Source organism: Flavobacterium xanthum, assembly GCF_900142695.1.
Taxonomy (GTDB): Bacteria; Bacteroidota; Bacteroidia; order Flavobacteriales; family Flavobacteriaceae; genus Flavobacterium; species Flavobacterium xanthum.
Map to the genome: position 1 here is coordinate 115,490 of NZ_FRBU01000003.1, position 18,186 is coordinate 133,675.

General features: G+C 35.3%; 14 protein-coding genes and 1 tRNA gene. 11 read left to right on the forward strand and 4 right to left on the reverse strand.

The features are described 5' to 3' along the window. Positions 1-193: 193 nt before the first annotated feature. The gene (locus BUC11_RS02410; protein WP_073351533.1) at positions 194-1,330 is read right to left on the reverse strand and encodes an acyl-CoA dehydrogenase family protein; all 1,137 of its coding nucleotides are present in this window, start codon (positions 1,328-1,330) and stop codon (positions 194-196) included. Positions 1,331-1,418: 88 nt separating this feature from the next. Between BUC11_RS02410 and BUC11_RS02415 the strand changes: the two genes are divergently transcribed. From BUC11_RS02415 to BUC11_RS02450, 8 genes are all read left to right on the forward strand, one after another. Beyond that, positions 1,419-2,486 carry an anhydro-N-acetylmuramic acid kinase gene (locus BUC11_RS02415; protein ID WP_073351534.1) on the forward strand — a complete coding sequence of 356 codons (1,068 nt, stop codon included), beginning with the start codon at positions 1,419-1,421 and terminating at the stop codon, positions 2,484-2,486. Continuing rightward, positions 2,483-2,839: a ribosomal maturation YjgA family protein gene (locus tag BUC11_RS02420; protein WP_073351536.1), complete on the forward strand. Its 357-nt coding sequence runs from the start codon at positions 2,483-2,485 to the stop codon at positions 2,837-2,839. The genes BUC11_RS02415 and BUC11_RS02420 overlap by 4 nt, the downstream gene beginning before the upstream one ends. A 106-nt stretch (positions 2,840-2,945) precedes the next feature. Continuing rightward, complete coding sequence (locus BUC11_RS02425) at positions 2,946-4,172, forward strand: Glu/Leu/Phe/Val dehydrogenase dimerization domain-containing protein (RefSeq protein ID WP_073351538.1); 1,227 nt, start codon at positions 2,946-2,948, stop codon at positions 4,170-4,172. Positions 4,173-4,401: 229 nt separating this feature from the next. Then, positions 4,402-5,106, forward strand: coding sequence for a MotA/TolQ/ExbB proton channel family protein (locus BUC11_RS02430; protein WP_073351540.1), 705 nt, complete (start codon positions 4,402-4,404; stop codon positions 5,104-5,106). Positions 5,107-5,108: 2 nt separating this feature from the next. Continuing rightward, positions 5,109-5,501, forward strand: a complete 393-nt coding sequence (locus BUC11_RS02435; protein ID WP_073351542.1) for an ExbD/TolR family protein — start codon at positions 5,109-5,111, stop codon at positions 5,499-5,501. Between the two features lie 33 nt (positions 5,502-5,534). Beyond that, complete coding sequence (locus BUC11_RS02440) at positions 5,535-6,332, forward strand: energy transducer TonB (protein WP_073351544.1); 798 nt, start codon at positions 5,535-5,537, stop codon at positions 6,330-6,332. 59 nt (positions 6,333-6,391) lie between these two features. Next, positions 6,392-7,612, forward strand: a complete 1,221-nt coding sequence (locus tag BUC11_RS02445; protein ID WP_073351548.1) for a bifunctional folylpolyglutamate synthase/dihydrofolate synthase — start codon at positions 6,392-6,394, stop codon at positions 7,610-7,612. 85 nt (positions 7,613-7,697) lie between these two features. Next, a tRNA-Val gene (locus BUC11_RS02450) sits at positions 7,698-7,772 on the forward strand. A 264-nt stretch (positions 7,773-8,036) separates the two neighbouring features. On the opposite strand, the gene BUC11_RS02455 is transcribed toward BUC11_RS02450, so the two are convergent. From BUC11_RS02455 to gldJ, 3 genes are all read right to left on the reverse strand, one after another. Further along, positions 8,037-8,792 (reverse strand): NUDIX hydrolase, encoded by a 756-nt coding sequence (locus BUC11_RS02455; protein WP_073351551.1) that lies wholly within the window; start codon positions 8,790-8,792, stop codon positions 8,037-8,039. A 467-nt stretch (positions 8,793-9,259) separates the two neighbouring features. Next, a complete protein-coding gene (locus BUC11_RS02460) occupies positions 9,260-10,543 on the reverse strand; it encodes a UDP-N-acetylmuramoyl-tripeptide--D-alanyl-D-alanine ligase (RefSeq protein ID WP_073351553.1) in 1,284 nt (427 codons plus the stop codon). 69 nt (positions 10,544-10,612) lie between these two features. After that, positions 10,613-12,298 carry a gliding motility lipoprotein GldJ gene (gene gldJ / locus BUC11_RS02465; protein ID WP_073351554.1) on the reverse strand — a complete coding sequence of 562 codons (1,686 nt, stop codon included), beginning with the start codon at positions 12,296-12,298 and terminating at the stop codon, positions 10,613-10,615. A 209-nt stretch (positions 12,299-12,507) separates the two neighbouring features. On the opposite strand from gldJ, the gene porU reads away from it, so the two are divergent. From porU to cdd, 3 genes are all read left to right on the forward strand, one after another. Further along, a complete protein-coding gene (gene porU, locus BUC11_RS02470; protein ID WP_073351556.1) occupies positions 12,508-16,338 on the forward strand; it encodes a type IX secretion system sortase PorU in 3,831 nt (1,276 codons plus the stop codon). Between the two features lie 38 nt (positions 16,339-16,376). After that, positions 16,377-17,546, forward strand: coding sequence for a type IX secretion system outer membrane channel protein PorV (gene porV / locus BUC11_RS02475; protein ID WP_073351558.1), 1,170 nt, complete (start codon positions 16,377-16,379; stop codon positions 17,544-17,546). Positions 17,547-17,629: 83 nt separating this feature from the next. Continuing rightward, positions 17,630-18,112: a cytidine deaminase gene (cdd, locus tag BUC11_RS02480; RefSeq protein WP_073351561.1), complete on the forward strand. Its 483-nt coding sequence runs from the start codon at positions 17,630-17,632 to the stop codon at positions 18,110-18,112. Positions 18,113-18,186: the final 74 nt, after the last annotated feature.

Here is an 18,186-nt window from a genome sequence, read left to right on the forward strand (position 1 = left end):
GGCTCATCACATGATTTAGTTTTAAACTTTAAAGTCGATTAAAACCGCTCTTCTTAGACAATCGTACCATTACTCAAAGCAAAGCTATTTTCCAATTTAAGACTAATCCCAATATTTAAAACTTGATTTAATGAACAAAACCCTTCCCAACCGAAATTGAAAAGGGTTTTTAATAATTATAATTTGTTTCTTACTATACCAATCCTCTTGAAATTACGATTCGCTGTATTTCAGAAGTTCCTTCGTAAATTTGTGTAATTTTAGAATCCCGCATCATACGTTCTACATGATATTCAGCAACATAACCATTCCCACCATGAATTTGAACCGCTTCGTTTGCCACTTCTAAAGCTATTTCTGACGCATATAATTTTGCCATAGCACCAGAATGTGCAATATCTTTACCTTCATCTTTTTCACAAGCTGCTTTCATCACTAATAATCTTGCAGCAGTTACTTTCACATACATATCAGCCAATTTAAAAGCAATCGCTTGATGATTGAAAATTTCTTTACCAAATGCTTTTCTTTCATGCGAATATTTTAAAGCAATTTCATACGCTCCAGTTGCAATTCCCAAAGCTTGAGATGCAATACCTATTCTACCACCATTTAAAACATTCATTGCAAAGGCAAATCCAAATCCATCATCACCAATTCTATTTTCTTTAGGAATCTTTACGTCAGAAAAAAGCAGTGAATGCGTATCACTTCCACGAATTCCCATTTTTCTTTCTTTTGGTCCAATATCAAATCCAGCCCAACCTTTCTCGACAATAAAAGCATTAATTCCTTTGTGTCCTTTTTCGATATCTGTTTGAGCAATAACGATATATGTAGAAGCAGATGAACCATTTGTGATCCAGTTTTTTGTTCCATTTAACAAATAATGGTCTCCTTTATCAATTGCGGTTGTTTTTTGTGAAGTCGCATCACTTCCTGCCTCAGGCTCTGATAAACAAAAAGCACCGATAACCTCTCCTTTTGCCAAAGGAACTAAATATTTTATTTTTTGTTCTTCATTGCAATATTTCTCTATACCCGCACAAACTAGTGAATTATTTACGGACATAATCACAGCAGCGGATGCATCAACTTTCGCAATTTCTGTCATTGCCAAAACATAAGAAATACTATCTAAACCCGACCCTCCGTATTTAGGATCAACCATCATTCCCATAAAACCTAAATCAGCCATCATCTTCACCTGCTCTGTTGGAAATTTTGAATGTTCATCCCGTTCAATAACGCCCGGTAATAATTCTGCAATAGCAAAATCTTTAGCAGCTTGTTGAATCATTAAATGCTCTTCGGTTAGATTAAAATCCATATTTTTATTATAAATTAAATGTTCTTAAATTTGTGGACAAAAGTAATTATTAAATATCAGATTTCAAACGTTTTCGTAAATTTAGCCAATGTTTAAAGAAAAATATACTGTAGTAGGAGTCATGTCCGGAACTTCGCTGGACGGAGTAGATTTGGCACACATTGTCTTTACTGCGAAAAATAATAATTGGAAATTTAAAATAGTAGATTCTGAAACTGTTTCTTATACAAGCGATTGGTTAAACAAATTAAAAATTGCCGTAGCCTTCTCTACGTCGGCTCTCGAAACACTGAATCAAGAATACACCTTGCTACTGGCAACTATTATTAGTGATTTTATCAAAAGGAAGCATCTCACGAATCTTGATGCCGTTTGTTCCCATGGCCATACAATAGTGCATCAACCACAAAACGGAATTACACTTCAAATAGGTAATTTGCCCCAGATTGCATCTTTGATCCACCAAACTGTAGTTTGTGATTTTAGAGTTCAAGATGTGCAACTTGGAGGCCAAGGCGCTCCTCTGGTTCCTATTGGCGATCAAATACTATTTCCTGAATATGATTATTGCATGAATTTAGGTGGTTTTTCGAATGTTTCCTTTGAACAAAATAAACAAAGAATCGCATTTGATATTTCGCCTGTAAATACCGTTTTGAATTTTTATGCCAATCAATTAGGGCTAGATTATGATGACAAAGGCAGTATTTCCAGAACTGGAATTTGCAACCAAAATCTATTGAATGAATTAAATGCAGTGAATTTCTATCAAAAAACACCTCCCAAATCGTTGGGTTTCGAATTTGTAAAAGAAACTATCTTACCTATTATCAATAGTTATTCCATTGCTGTTGAGGACAAATTACGCACTTTCACGGAGCATGCGGCCTTGCAAATTGCTTTGGCTTTGCCAAATAAAAACGGCAGTATTTTTATAACTGGTGGCGGTGCATACAATGATTTTCTTCTTGAGAGAATTCAATTCCATTTACCAAAAATGAAACTAATAATTCCAACAGCTAAAATTTTAGAATTCAAAGAGGCATTGATTTTTGCATTGCTCGGCGTTTTAAAATTACGAGGAGAAATCAATGTCCTAAGTAGCGTAACAGGAGCAAAAAAAGACCATAGTTCCGGTGTCATTTTTAGAGCATGAAAAACCAACGAGTCACTTACCTGATACTAATTTTAACAATTATTTTGCTAGGGCTATTTTCTAGAACATTTACTTTTATCCCATTGTGTATTGGAGACATTTTATATGCCGCAATGATTTACTTCATGGTCCGATTCCTACTTTTAAAAACGTCTAAACTAAAAATTGCGTGGATTGCTATTGCTATTTGTTTTGCAATTGAATTTTCACAGCTGTATCAATCAGAATGGATTATTGCAGTTCGAAAAACAGTCCCAGGACATTACATTTTGGGCCAAGGGTTTCTATTTAGTGATTTGATTGCCTCTATTTTTGGCGTTTTAACCGCTTTTATTTTAGACCGAACCAGATGATAATTCCCATTTATTTAAATTTTAAACACTTCAAAATAAAATTAAAAATACATAATTCACATTATTCTATTTTTTATATTTGCCAAAATTAAACATATCGCAAAAAATGAAAGATTTATTAAAGAAATTCGAAAATAAAGAACCTGAGATAGTTTTCCATTGGAAAGATGCGGAAACAGAAGCTGAAGGATGGACAGTTATCAATTCTCTACGAGGTGGTGCTGCCGGTGGTGGAACTCGCATGAGAAAAGGATTAGATATGAATGAAGTTTTGTCTTTGGCAAAAACTATGGAAGTAAAATTTTCAGTTTCCGGGCCAGCTATAGGTGGTGCCAAATCTGGAATTAATTTTGACCCAAACGATCCAAGAAAAAAAGGCGTTTTACAGCGCTGGTATAAAGCCGTATCCCCATTATTAAAAAGTTATTACGGAACAGGCGGCGATTTAAATGTTGATGAAATTCACGAAGTAATTCCAATGACTGAAGAATGTGGCGTTTGGCATCCGCAAGAAGGGGTGTTTAACGGGCACTTTAAACCAACTGAAGCAGACAAAATCAACAGAATTGGACAATTGCGCCAAGGTGTGGTGAAAGTCATAGAAAATCCAAGATTTTCCCCAGATGTTTCCAAGAAATACACTGTGGCTGATATGATAACCGGTTTTGGAGTGGCTGAAGCCGTTCGTAATTATTACGCTATTTATGGCGGTGAAGTAAAAGGAAAAAAAGCGATCGTACAAGGTTTTGGAAATGTAGGTTCAGCTGCCGCTTTTTACCTTGCTGAAATGGGCGTTAAAGTGATTGGTATTATCGATAGAGATGGTGGACTAATCAATGAAGAAGGGTTTTCATTCGAAGAAATAAGAGCCTTATTTATTGCCAAAGACGGAAACAAACTAGTTGCTGAAAACATGATTCCTTTTGATGAAATCAATCAAAAAATATGGACAATTGGAGCCGAAATATTCACTCCATGTGCCGCTTCCAGATTAGTTACTCAATCTCAAATTGATAGTTTGATTGGCAATGGCCTAGAAGTAATTTCCTGTGGTGCCAATGTTCCTTTCGCAGACGCGGCAATCTTTTTTGGCCCAATAATGGAAGATGTCGATCACAAAGTAAGTTTGATTCCAGACTTTATTTCTAACTGTGGTATGGCTCGTGTTTTTGCTTATTTCATGGAAAAGAAAGTACAAATGACGGACGAGGCTATTTTTCAAGACACTTCAGAAACCATTAGAAAAGCAATCGAAAAAGCACATGCTTTAAACAGTTCAAAAACTAACATTAGCGCTACAGCTTTTGAAATAGCTTTAAAGCAACTTGTGTAAATTATAGCGCTGTTCTTTTTTGAGCAGACGAATTCTAAGACTTATTACGATTTCCCTTAAATCAGTTTGATAAAAATACATCCCTGTAAATTTATCAAACTGTTTTTTTTATATCCGCTCCAGAATTTGAAAGAATGTGCGATCTAAAATCCCGTTTCTTTCCAATTTAAATCTTAAAAAGTAACAATTTTTATAATATATTAGCGTTTCAATAACAAAGAAAAATTATATGAGCATATTGTTACAAGCAGACACCCTATCTGTTGCAAGTGAAAGTTTAGCGGAGGCGGTCCCAGTTGAAAAAACGTTATCTATCATTGAATTATTAACTAGCGGAGGATTAGCGGGTCAAATAATAATGACTGCCTTATTCATTATGTTTTTTATAGCGCTATATCTTTATTTTGAGCGCCTAATGGCTATCAATGCAGCGTCACAAATCGACGTGAATTTCATGGGACAAATAAGAGAAAACATTAGAAATGGCCGCATTGATAACGCAAAAATCTCCTGCGCTCACTCTAAATCTCCTGTTGCAAGATTGATTGAGAAAGGAATTTCAAGAATTGGAAAGCCTCTAGACGATATTAATACCGCAATTGAAAATGCTGGTAAATTAGAAATATACAAACTTGAAAAAAATGTAAGCATGTTAGCCACTATTTCAGGAGCTGGTCCTATGACTGGTTTTTTAGGAACGGTAGTAGGAATGATTCAAGCATTTCACAAGATGGCAAGTTCTGGCGGACAAATCGAAGTTGGAGCGCTATCTGAAGGCATCTATACCGCAATGACAACAACCGTTGTTGGTTTAGTGGTTGGAATTATAGCCTATGTTGGATACAATCATTTGGTGGTGAAAACAGATAAAATTGTGCACCAAATGGAGGCCAATGCAGTTGACTTTTTAGACTTATTAAACGACCCCGCATAATTATGAATTTAAGAGGAAGAAATAAAGTTAGTGCAGAATTCAATATGTCGTCTATGACTGATATTGTATTCCTATTGCTAATATTTTTTATGCTAACATCAACTATGGTAACCACTAATGCTTTAGACCTGGTGCTACCAAAAGCAAAAGGAAAAACGGACAGTAATAAAAACATTGCAGTCAGTATTAATAAAAAACTGGAGTTTTTCATCGACAAACAACCAGTTTTGGAAAATGAGTTAGAAGCAAAATTACTATCGCTTTTTACTGCCGATCAAACTAAGGCGATTATTTTGAGAGCTGAAGAAGGGGTACCAATTGAAAAAGCGGTCAACGTTTTGGATATTGCAAACCGAAACCAAATTAAAGTTGTTTTAGCGGTAAGACCCAAATAACGATACTAGTCCTTCAAAAAAGAGTTAATCTACATGAAATATTTAGAAACAGAAGAAGAAAAAAAATCATTTGCTATCACATCAATCCTATTTGTGATTCTATTTGTTTTGTTCTTTTATTTAGGATTAACTTCTTTAGATCCACCTCCAGAAAATGGTATTGCTATAAACTTTGGAACCACTGAATATGGTTCCGGAGAGATTCAGCCAACAGAGCCCATTCAATCTGCACCGAAAGCAACTGCAGCCAAGCAAGCAGCATCTAGCGATGACGATATTCTTTCACAAGATATAGAAGAGGCTGTAGTTATGAAGCAAACTAAAAAAATACAACCTTCAAAAGAAACAGCAAAAGAAGAGGTTAAACCAAAACCGAAAGAAAACCCAAAACCTTCAAAAAGTACTTCTGACGCATTGTCAAGTATACTAAACGGGCCCAAGTCAGATGGAAAAGCAAAAGGCGGACAAGGAGATGATAACGTTGCTGGAGACAAAGGAAGTCTAAATGGAGATCCCTATGCCAATAGTTATTACGGCTCTGGAGGCGGCAGTGGAAATGGAAGCGGATGGGGATTAAATGGGCGAAATATCAGCTCAAGAGGAAAAGAAGTACAAAAATGTAATGAGTTTGGTACTGTAGTGGTCCAAATAACTGTTAATAGAAGCGGAAATGTTATTGCTGCCAAATATACCAAAGGGACAACAAATACGAATCCCTGCCTAGTAGAACCAGCACTGGCAACAGCTAGGAAATACAGATGGCAACCAGATGCCAATGCACCTGCGACACAAATTGGATTTATTACCGTTAACTTCAAATTAGGGGAATAATAACTTTTGATGAATTTCCAAAGACTTAGGAAACGTAAAATCAATTTTCAATAAACAACATGAATTATAAAGAAACTACGGACTGGATGTTTAACCAACTCCCTATGTATCAACTTCAGGGCGCTTCAGCCTATAAGAAGGACTTAACCAACGCCTATTTACTTATAGATCATCTACAGAACCCCCAAGAAAAATTAAAATGCATTCATGTTGCAGGGACTAACGGCAAAGGTTCTACCTCTCACATGCTAGCATCTGTACTTCAAGAAGCTGGGTACAAAGTTGGATTATACACCTCTCCCCATTTAAAAGATTTCCGAGAGCGCATTAAAATAAACGGAATTGATATTCCAGAAGCATTCGTTACAGATTTCATTAACAAGCACAAACATTTTTTCGAGGCAAATGACCTGAGCTTCTTCGAAATGACTGTAGGCTTGGCTTTCGATTATTTTGCAAAAGAAAAAGTTGATATTGCCGTAATTGAAGTAGGAATGGGTGGTCGACTGGACGCAACGAATATCATTACTCCCTTAGTATCGGTGATTACAAATATTGGATTGGATCACACTTCGTTTTTAGGCAACACCCTTGACGCAATCGCTTTTGAAAAAGCAGGGATCATAAAATCAAATATTCCCGTAATCATTGGAGAATATACCCCAGAAACACAGCCTGTATTTGCAGCTAAATCTAAAGAATGCAATTCAGAACTCTTTTTTGCTGCTGATTTGATATTTGAAAACTACACTTCTGATTTAATTGGAGATTATCAAATACACAATAAAAAAACCGTTTTACAAACCATTGCAGTTTTAAATACTCAAACAGCCTTTAAAATTACTCCCGACAATACCAAATCTGGTTTATTAAACGTAGTCAAAAATACAGGTCTTCAAGGAAGATGGCAACAACTAAGTGAATTTCCCAAGGTCATTTGTGATACTGCACATAACAAGAATGGACTAGAAATTGTATTGAATCAAATAAAAAAAGAAGATTTTGACAGTTTACATTTCGTTTTAGGAGTTGTAAATGACAAAGATTTAGAGGAGATTTTACCTTTATTCCCTAAAGAGGCAAATTATTATTTCTGCAAACCTAATATTCCACGGGGATTAGATCCTCAAATTTTAAAACAAAAAGCAGCTCATTTTGACTTAAGAGGCGAAGTATACATTTCTGTTTCAGAAGCTTATCAAAAAGCGATTGAAAACGCAACAAAATCTGATTTTATATATATTGGTGGAAGCACATTTGTGGTAGCAGAAATTTTATAATTTTTTTATTTTTTACTTGCACATCTAGAAAAGTGGCGTATATTTGCACACACAAGAACGGTAACGAAAGAAACCAAATTGTTTAGGGCGATTAGCTCAGCTGGTTCAGAGCACCTCGTTTACACCGAGGGGGTCGGGGGTTCGAGCCCCTCATCGCCCACAAAAACTCCATTAGAAATAATGGAGTTTTTTTTATGCTATTTTTTTTTAAATAGAATTTTGTAAATGGCAACATCAAAAACAGCACGGATCTAGCAATAGCGATATCCTTAACTACAACTGCTCTAATTCCGAACCCATTTAATCTTCCTTGTAGTTGTGCTGTAACCGGGTCCTACTAAAACCTTTCAATTTGAATATCAGAAATTCTGGTAAAATCTCAAGCTTCATTGTTCCTGCCTAAAGAATTGCATCGGCTTTGAGACTACCATCCTTGTGTTAATCCATTCTTCACTACCTCTTCATACTTTTCTTTATCAAAACTATATAGGTTAGGTGCTTTATGGGCTACATTACTTTTCTTTTCGTTCAATTTTGTTAGAATCCCAATAGCTGTAATTTTACGTAAAAAGTTTCTACGGTCCAGCTTTCTACCCAATATGGTTTCATATAATTTTTGTAATTCGGGAATTGTAAATTTCTCTGGCAGTAGATTATATCCTACCGGCATCAAATTCAGTTCCATACGCAAGGTCTGTAAAGCAGTATTTAAAATTTCTTTATGGTCTAAAATTAATTCAGGCACGTCATTATGATCAATCCATTCTATAATGTCATTTTTACCATCCTCTGGCGGAATTGCTTGCAAAAAATCGACCAATGCGTAATATCCAACAGTGACAAAACGGCTTGCAAACCATTTGCCTTCCTTTATAGGAATCCCGTAAAAGTCTAAAACACTATTGCTAAAGTCAACATTACACCTCCTAGCACTACCAAAAGTGGAAAACTGCCTTAGAAAGATCCCTTTCAATCCTGTTCTACCATACAAAACCGTGACCGCAGCCTCATCAATACCTTCATCAATTGACACAAAACCTCCTGGCAAAGCCCATAAATCACTATACCTAGTTTTTATCAGTAATACTTTAAGCTGATTGTTATGAAATCCAAAAATCACACAATCTATTGACAAACCCGGCTGATAAGACTCCTGATTAGCTAAAACATCTTTTAACATGTACTTTTACTTGTAATTAATACGCTCTTTAAAAGGTGCAATTTAGCTTATTTTTGATAAGAAAATAAATGAATGACCTATTTTGAAAAATCATCACTCTTGTTTTCGGTTTATAATAAAGAATTCATTTAGGCAAACGAAAAAACCCCTTCCCAAAGAAGCAGCATTTATACAAAAAAAACAACTACACAAAACCAAGTAAAAAAAATCAACTTACAAAACAACTGCCCTATGCATCACTATTAATCATGATGTGAAGACAATAGTTCATTATTACAACAACTTTAGTTTACGAACGCTCAATTATAAGAATAAATCCAATTCAACTGTAATTTTTAACCATTCGAATACCAACTAAAAAATCTTTAACAACAAAAATGATTGTGATTTATAACTTAACGGTATTAACCTAAAAATGCCATCCTTTTTAGGTGATGGCATTAAAACTAAATAATAATCATGTAACGTTATAGGAGTTCCAGGGTCCGCTCTAATGCCATACCGCGAGAGCCTTTTATTAAAATCGCACTATTGACAAATCCTGCACGAGGTAAATCATTTGAAAATTTTTCAAATGATTCATAGAAATAAAAATTACTCTGTTGTGTTCTATTTTCATAAAAGGCTGAACCAATGAAATAGCATTTCACTTTTTTTTCATTTTCCAATAGCATCACAATCGCTTTATGTTCTTGTACACTTTCCTGTCCCAACTCAAACATATCGCCTAAAACCATAATTTTATTTGGGTTTTCTAATTGTAAAAAGTTCTCTATTGCGACCGCCATGCTACTTGGGTTTGCATTGTAAGCATCCAGAATGATTTGATTCGTCCCCTTTGACACTAATTGAGATCTATTATTCTCAGGAATGTAACCCTCCAAGGCCTCCTTAATATCGCTGTCAGGAACTCCAAAATATTTTCCTATAGCCAAAGCTGCATTGATGTTATTTGCATTGTACAAACCTATCAAATGAGATTTAATCACTAGATCCGAATAACTAATTTCAACAAAAGGATTGGCTTTTACATCCGTAATATTTACAGCTGCCTCTACTTTATTAATCCCAAACGTATACGTGTTTAAACTTTTTGACTTTTCAACTTGAATGGCGTCTTCCAAATTTATAAAAACAGTCTTGTCTTTACCTGAAAGATAATGATACATTTCACTTTTTCCTTGAATAACTCCTTCCACGCCACCAAATCCCTCTAAATGCGCTTTACCAAAATTAGTAATATACCCATAATCAGGGGTTGCTAATTCGCATAGAAATTCAATTTCTTTTTTGTGATTTGCGCCCATTTCAACAATCCCTATTTCCGTTTCTGAAGTAAACGAAAGCAATGTCAAAGGGACTCCAATGTGATTATTTAGATTTCCTACAGTTGCTTTTGCTTTCATCTTTTTTGAAAGAACAACAAGAATAAGTTCTTTGGTGGTTGTTTTTCCATTGCTTCCCGTAAGCGCAATTATAGGTAGATTTAAATACTCCCGATGAAATTTTGCTAATTCCTGCAGGGCAATCAAACAGTCCTCCACTAAGATAGTTCTCTCATCAATAAAATAAGAATCGTCATCAATTACTACATAAGACGCTCCTTTTTCCAATGCTGACTCGGCAAATGTGTTGGCGTCAAAGCGATCCCCTTTTATAGCAACAAACAAGGAATTGGACTTAATATTACGTGTGTCTATTGAAACTGAGTTGCATTTTAAAAACAAACTATGAATGTACTTAATATCCATTTGAAACGATTTAAAAAAAGAAAAGCCCTAATCAAAGGGCTTTTCTTTTTATTTTATTTATTTATAAATTTAATTTCTTGCTGATCTCTTCTTATCTGCTTTTGGCCCTACTCTAGACATTGCACATCTAAAACCAATGTAATCCGTTGCCATATCTTGTGGAAAATACCTTCTTTGTGCCGGATCTAACCAGTAGGCTCTATCTCTCCAAGATCCCCCTTTGTAAACTCTAGATTCATCATTGATTAAGGTAGTTCTTTTGCTAGATTTATCATATTTTCTAACCATTTTCCCTAAACTGTCCGTTGTAACATTATGTTTAGGAGAGTTGTACATTACTTTATCTGATTTTCCTTTTTCATCATCAGACTCTGAATCGCCAAAATCATAATATCGGGTTGATTGTTTATCCCCATCTCTATAATTAGTATTATCGCTTTTATCAAAGTTCTGTCTCAAGTAAGTCTCTTGTTCGTCAACTGGCACTTGAGCAATCTGACCTGGAAAGTTTCTGGCTATTATTCTACCATTACTCAACGTGTCATACTTCATGTTGTCCTTGGTAACAATTTCCACTTTACCGTCAGCACCAATTTTATTCTTAGTATATTGATTTCCTCTAAAGTAGTTAAAATCGTTTGCTTCGTTATCAATGATAGGTCTATAAACATCCTGTACCCACTCCGCTACATTTCCGGCCATATCATATAATCCAAAATCATTAGCAGGATATTTCTTTACTTCATTAGTGATATCAGCACCATCATCAGACCATCCTGCAATTCCACCATAATCTCCATTTCCTTGCTTAAAGTTGGCTAATTGATCTCCTTGACTTTGTCTTTTTCCTGAACGAGTATACCCACCAGACCAAGGATATTTTTTCTGACCTTTGTAAATGTTATATTCTCTTTGACCTACATCTGCCGCAGCTGCATACTCCCATTCCGCCTCAGTTGGCAAACGATATTCTGGAAGAAGTATTCCCGATGAACGTTGTGCGTAAACATTTTTTGGTTCAGTAACTGTTCCGTCTTTGCCAGCTTTAGGTGTTTTTCTTGCTCCTTTTCCTCCTTTTAAAACGATATCTTCATTACCTCCGTAAGCTGAAGTTGGGGAATTTAAATACGTTTCTGTGTCAAAATTACTCTCCGCTGTCACATCAAGTGTTTTTGCATTCTTTTTAAGATATCCGCTTTTTTCTAGAAGAGCCTCGTTTACACGCTGCGTTCTCCAGTTACTGAATTCAGTCGCTTGAATCCAATTTACTCCCACCACGGGATAATCCGCATAAGAAGGATGTCTAAGATAATTATTAGTCATCGTTTCATTATAACCTAATCTATTTCTCCAAACCAAAGTATCTGGCGAAGCTCCTTCGTATATGTTTTTATATATTTCCTCCGTTGGTGGATACACACTTTTTAACCAATCTAAGTAATCCAAATACATCGAATTTGTCACTTCCGTTTCATCCATATAAAAGGATTGCACGTGCTGCTGTGTTGGTGAATTATTCCAATCGTGCATCACATCATCCTGCACTTTACCCATCGTAAAAGTACCACCTTCAACAAAGACTAATCCAGGTCCTGCTTCTTGTTTTTTCTTACTGGAACCTTTTCTACTATCCATGTTCCAACCCGTAGCTCTCGAAGTGTTCTTTGAATTGGATTTTTTACTGCAACTGGAGAAACCAACAATCAACACGATTGATAGCAACAACTGTAAGCCTATAATTCTGTTTGCTTTCATACTCTTTAGTAGGTAATAATTTTAGTGACGCAATATAATAATTAACAATTAACAAGCATCTAACTTTTTTTAATAAATCTGCAAATCTAACTTTAACATTAAATTATCTAATACAACGCAAATTTATAATAATTATTATTTACAATAACATGAAATGATTTATTTTTACTAATTAATAATAACCCACTATTAATCCCGTTAAAAAAACAATGAGAAAAATACTTTTGGCCATTATAGTCTTACTTCCGTTTGTTTCTTTTACTCAAATTAAAGGTGACATTACCATCGAATGGTTAGAAAAAAAAGAAATGTCTTATGGAGATTCTAAAGTTAGTATCCCCCATTTTACAGGCAATAGCTTTCATTACGATGCTTCCAATAAAACATTACTTTTTACCTTTAAAACGAAAGAGCCCGTTTTTTTTGAACAAGGAAAGGTGCAAATAACCAACATAAACTACGAATCAATTTCTTTGGATCAGCTTGGCGACTTAGCCTCTGAAAACATTCCAAAAACAATAAACGCATTGTTAGTGATCTCGAATTCAAGAGACCTTAAAGAGGCATTTGTTAGCATTTCCCCCATCATAAAGGATGATTTTGGATTCAAACGAATCAAATCCTTCTCTTATGAATTAGAGAACAATAATGCTAAAACAGTACAATCCACAAAAAGAGTAAACACAATCTCTAACACTGTTTTAGCAAGTGGAAACTGGTTTCAATTTTATGTAGAAAAATCCGGTGTTTATAAGATATCTAAAAACTTCCTACAGCAACTAGGACTAGATATTACTACAATTAATCCCCGAAAAATCAAAATCTATGGCAATGGCGGTCGAATGTTACCTCTGGCAAACAACATATCTTATCCGAATGATTTAATCGAAAATGCAATTCAGATTAACGGTGAAAGTGATGGCATTTTCAACAACGAAGATTACATCCTTTTTTATGCTGAAGGAGTAGACACTTGGAATCAGGAAAGCAGAACGCACCTTAATTTGTATGATAACAAATCTTATTATTACATTAACGTCCAAGGAGCTGATGGAAAGAGAATTTCTTCAATGGCACAACCTACGGGAAATAGTACGTTAAATTTAACGTCATTTGATGATTATCAATTCCACGAACAAGATCTTGTGAACATTGCACGCTTGGGCCGACAGTGGTTTGGTGAATCATTTGAAGTAAAAAACGAACAGGAATTTGACTTTATTTTTCCAAATATCGACACCTCCGTTCCTGTAAAAATAATGCTAACAGCAGCCTCTGCAGCTTTCACAAACACCTCCTTTAGCGTAACTGCAAACGGCAATGCAGCAGGTACCATTTCCTTTCCTGCACTTAGCAGCAATTCTGGAACCGAATTTATCCTAGGTTTTCTACCCAATAACTCTAATTTTAATGGTGCAGAAAACACAAAAATAAAATTAAAGTACAACAATAACGGCGTACCCGGTTCCAAAGGTTTTCTGGATAATATTAGGCTGATCGCCAAAAGAAAACTTCAAGGCTATGGAAAGCAATTTCATTTTCAGTACGATCAGTCCGGTTCCAATTTAGGCATTGTAAATTATGAACTTTCAAATGCTACAGGAATTAATCAGATTTGGGATGTCACTGATCCTTACACCGTTTCCAAAATCGAAAACACAAATCAGCCTACATTCAGTTTCAAAGCCAATTTAGGCGAACTAAGAAAGTACGTAGCAGTTGATGCCACAGATTTTTACACTCCTTTAAAAGAGAGTAAATCAAAAGTTGCCAATCAAAATCTAAAAGGGACTTTATTTAAAAATAGCCAGGGTCAATTTCAAGATATTGATTACGTTATTATTTCGCCCTCTTCTTTAATTTCACAAGCAGAGAAATTAGCTAATTTCCATCGCAACTATTCTAATTTAAATGTCAAAGTAATTCCTTTAGAATTAATATATCAAGAATTTTCTTCAGGAAAACAGGATATTGCTGCAATAAGAAACTGCATAAAATACATTTATGAAAATGCGTCAACGAGCACTAAAAGAGCAAAATATATTAATCTTTTTGGTGATGCATCTTATGATTTCAAAAATAGGATTGTAAACAATACGAATGTCGTGCCTATTTATCATTCTTTAAACAGCAGTACAACCGGAGAATCCTCTTTTGCCTCAGATGATTTTTTTGGATTAATGGATCCCTCCGAAGGAAATATTGTCTCCTTCTTTGGAGGAATCGACATTGCAGTGGGCAGAATGTTGGTAAATGACGCAAAACAGGCTGATGAAATGGTAAATAAAGTACTTGAATACCATGATGTGAAATCGTACGGGAGCTGGAGAAACAACTTTGTTTTGGTTTCTGATGACTCCGATATACCGTCAGATGCCAGTTTACAAAATAGACAAAATGGACTCGCAAATACGATATCTTCAGAGAAGCCATTTTTGAATGTAAATAAGATTTTACTAGATTCCTATGTGCAAGAAGCTTCTGCTGGTGGTTCCAGATACCCAAAAGCAAGAACTGATTTTTTTAATGCTTTCGAAAAAGGAGCTTTAGTATTCAATTATTTAGGCCATGGTGGTGAAGACGGTTTGTCAGCAGAACGTATTTGGGAAAAATCAGACGGGCAGAATTTAAGCAATCAATACAAATATCCCTTGTTCATAACGATTACCTGTGAATTTTCTCGTTTTGACAACCCATTTAGACCAACCGCTGGAGAATATACCTACTGGAACCCAAAAGGAGGAGCAATTGCCATGATTACTACGATACGCTCTATTGGTCAATTTAGTGCTGAAAACTTTAATGATGGGCTTACAAAAAACTTATTGTCGTATGGATCAAATCAGTACCAATCAATAGCAGAAGCATTGCGAATCTCTAAAAACAGCAACCCAAATTCAGCTACCAATGTTGTTTTTTATATTGGTGATCCAGCAATAATGCTTGCTATACCAAAACCAAAAATTATACTAACAAAAGTAAATGATATTCCAGTCAGCCAAACCATCGACGACTTCAAGTCATTATCAAAAATAAAACTAACAGGAGAAGTTACCGATGAAAACAACAATCCGTTGACCAACTATAGTGGTGAAGTTTCTACCACTATTTTCGACAAGGCAGTCAGCAGAACAACCAATAACAATGACGGAAATAGTCCTCCAATTAACTTTAACGTCTTAGGAGAAACAATATTTAGAGGAAATGCAACAGTAACTAACGGCCAATTTGAATTTAATTTTGTCGTACCTCGAGACATCAGAGTCCCACTAGCCAATGGAAGGATTAGCTTTTATTCCAAAAAAAACCAGCTTTTACAAAACGAAACTGGATATGATTCCACTATAAAAATAGGGGGAATAAACGAAAATGCTATTGCAGACAATATTAGCCCAAGAGTGAAGTTATATATGAATGATGAAACATTTGTTTCTGGAGGCACAACAAACGAATCTCCTTTTCTTGTTGCGAATCTTGAAGACGAAAATGGGATAAATACAGCAAGTGGAATAGGACATGACATTGTTGCCGTATTAGATGGAGATGTCAGCAATGCTTTTGTTTTAAACGATTATTATCAAACTACACTAGACGATTTTACTAGTGGAACACTTCGGTTTCCATTACGGAATTTAGCTCCAGGATTACACACCATTACATTCAAAGCCTGGGACGTATACAACAACCCAATCACCGCTGAGATTCAATTTATTGTAGTAGGTGATGAAACGATAACATTAACGCATGTATTAAATTACCCCAATCCATTTGTCAGCTACACCGAGTTTTGGTTTACACACAATAGACCATATGAACCATTAGAAGTTCAAGTCCAAGTAATGACAATAACAGGGAAAATAGTTTGGACAAAAAATCAAATTATTACAACAGAAGGTTTTTTATCAAAAGAAGTAAGTTGGGATGGTAAAGATGATTTTGGCGACCGATTAGGGAAAGGGGTTTACGTATACAAGCTAACCGTAAAATCAACCCTGACCAATATGAAAAGTGAAAAATTTGAAAAACTTGTAATACTTTAATAATATACTATATTTGTTAAATAAACAGTACCACTAGAATGAAAAAAATAATATTCCTTTTAATTTGTCTCTTACTTATTTCCTTTGCAAAAGCACAGGAGCGCGTTATAGTGCCCGGCGTTCAGTTTTTACTTGTAGCTGCTGATGCAAGAGCAGCGGGTATGGGTGATATGGGAGTCGCAACATCTGCCGATGCATTTTCACAGCAATGGAACCCCGCTAAATATGCGTTTTCAACAGATGCACAAGGATTTTCGCTCAGTTATACACCGTATCTTACTGATCTGGTAAATGATATTTCATTGGGACAATTAACCTATTATCAAAAATTGAATGATCGAAGCGCATTTGCTGGAAGCATTCGCTATTTTGGTTTTGGAGACATTGAACTAAGACAAACCGGAGAACAAAACGAAGATTTCCCCATAGTCTCTCCAAACGAATTTGCAATGGATGGATCCTATTCCTTAAAATTAAGTGAAAAGTTCTCCATGGCTATTGCTGGACGATTCATTAATTCGAATTTAAAAGTAGCTTCAGACAATAATGATGCCTCCTCCGCTAGTTCTTTTGCAGTTGATGTTGCTGGTTTCTATCAGTCCGAAGAAATAGCCTATAATGAATTCAACGGGAGATGGAGAGCTGGATTTAACATTCAAAATTTAGGTCCAAAAATTAGTTATGATAATGATGAATTCAACAACAATTTCTTGCCTGCTAATTTAAAAATCGGAACTGGTTTTGATTTTATATTAGACGAGTATAATAAAGTTGCAGTAAATGTTGAACTAAATAAGTTACTTGTTCCAACACCTCAGGATCCTGATTTAAATGGAGACGGCACGGTAACACCTGAAGAAAGAAATCAAAACAATGATAATTACAGATCTATAGGATGGACCTCAGGCGTATTTAAATCTTTTGGAGATGCTCCTGATGGGCTAAGTGAGGAAATCAAAGAATTCACTTATTCACTTGGCGCAGAATATTTGTACCAAGATTCCTTTGCGATGCGTTTGGGTTACTTTCACGAAAGTCCGTTAAAAGGTGCTAGACAATTTTTCTCCCTTGGAGCTGGTTTCAAATACAACGTTGTTAAGGTAGATGTCTCTTACTTATTTTCAGCATCAAAAGTTAAAAACCCACTAGAGAACACTCTCCGTTTTTCACTGACCTTCAATTTTGGAGATAAATACGACGAATATTAAACTAATATAAAATAATAATTAACAATCCAAATTTCAACTCAAAACATCGAGATGAAATTTGGATTTTTTTTCCTTAAAAAAGCATGAAAGAAATAACAATTACCACACAATTCAAAGTGTTCGAATCCATTCAGGAATTACCAAATGACATTCAGGATTTAATGACACAAGCTGTTGAAGTACGAAAAAATGCTTACGCTCCTTATTCCAAATTTAGAGTTGGAGTAGCCATTTTTTTAGATAATGGCAAAATTGTACTTGGTTCAAATCAAGAAAACGCAGCCTATCCGTCCGGGCTTTGCGCAGAACGTGTCGCTATTTTTTATGCAGGAGCGGTTTACCCTGAAGCCAAAATTTTAAAAATGGCCATTACCGCTGCGTCGGACACGAACCAAACCACAACCCCTATTCCACCTTGTGGATCCTGTAGACAATCAATAGCAGAATACGAAATCAAGCAGGATACACCAATAGAAATCTATTTCATGGGAGAAATTGGCGCCATTTACAAATCGGATTCCCTAAAAAACTTGCTTCCATTTATGTTCGATAAAAAATTCTTGTAAAAATTCCAAAAATTGCCTATTAAATTTTAGTTCTTACTTGGAATGTCTTATTTTTGCATTTCGCAAATTTGTGG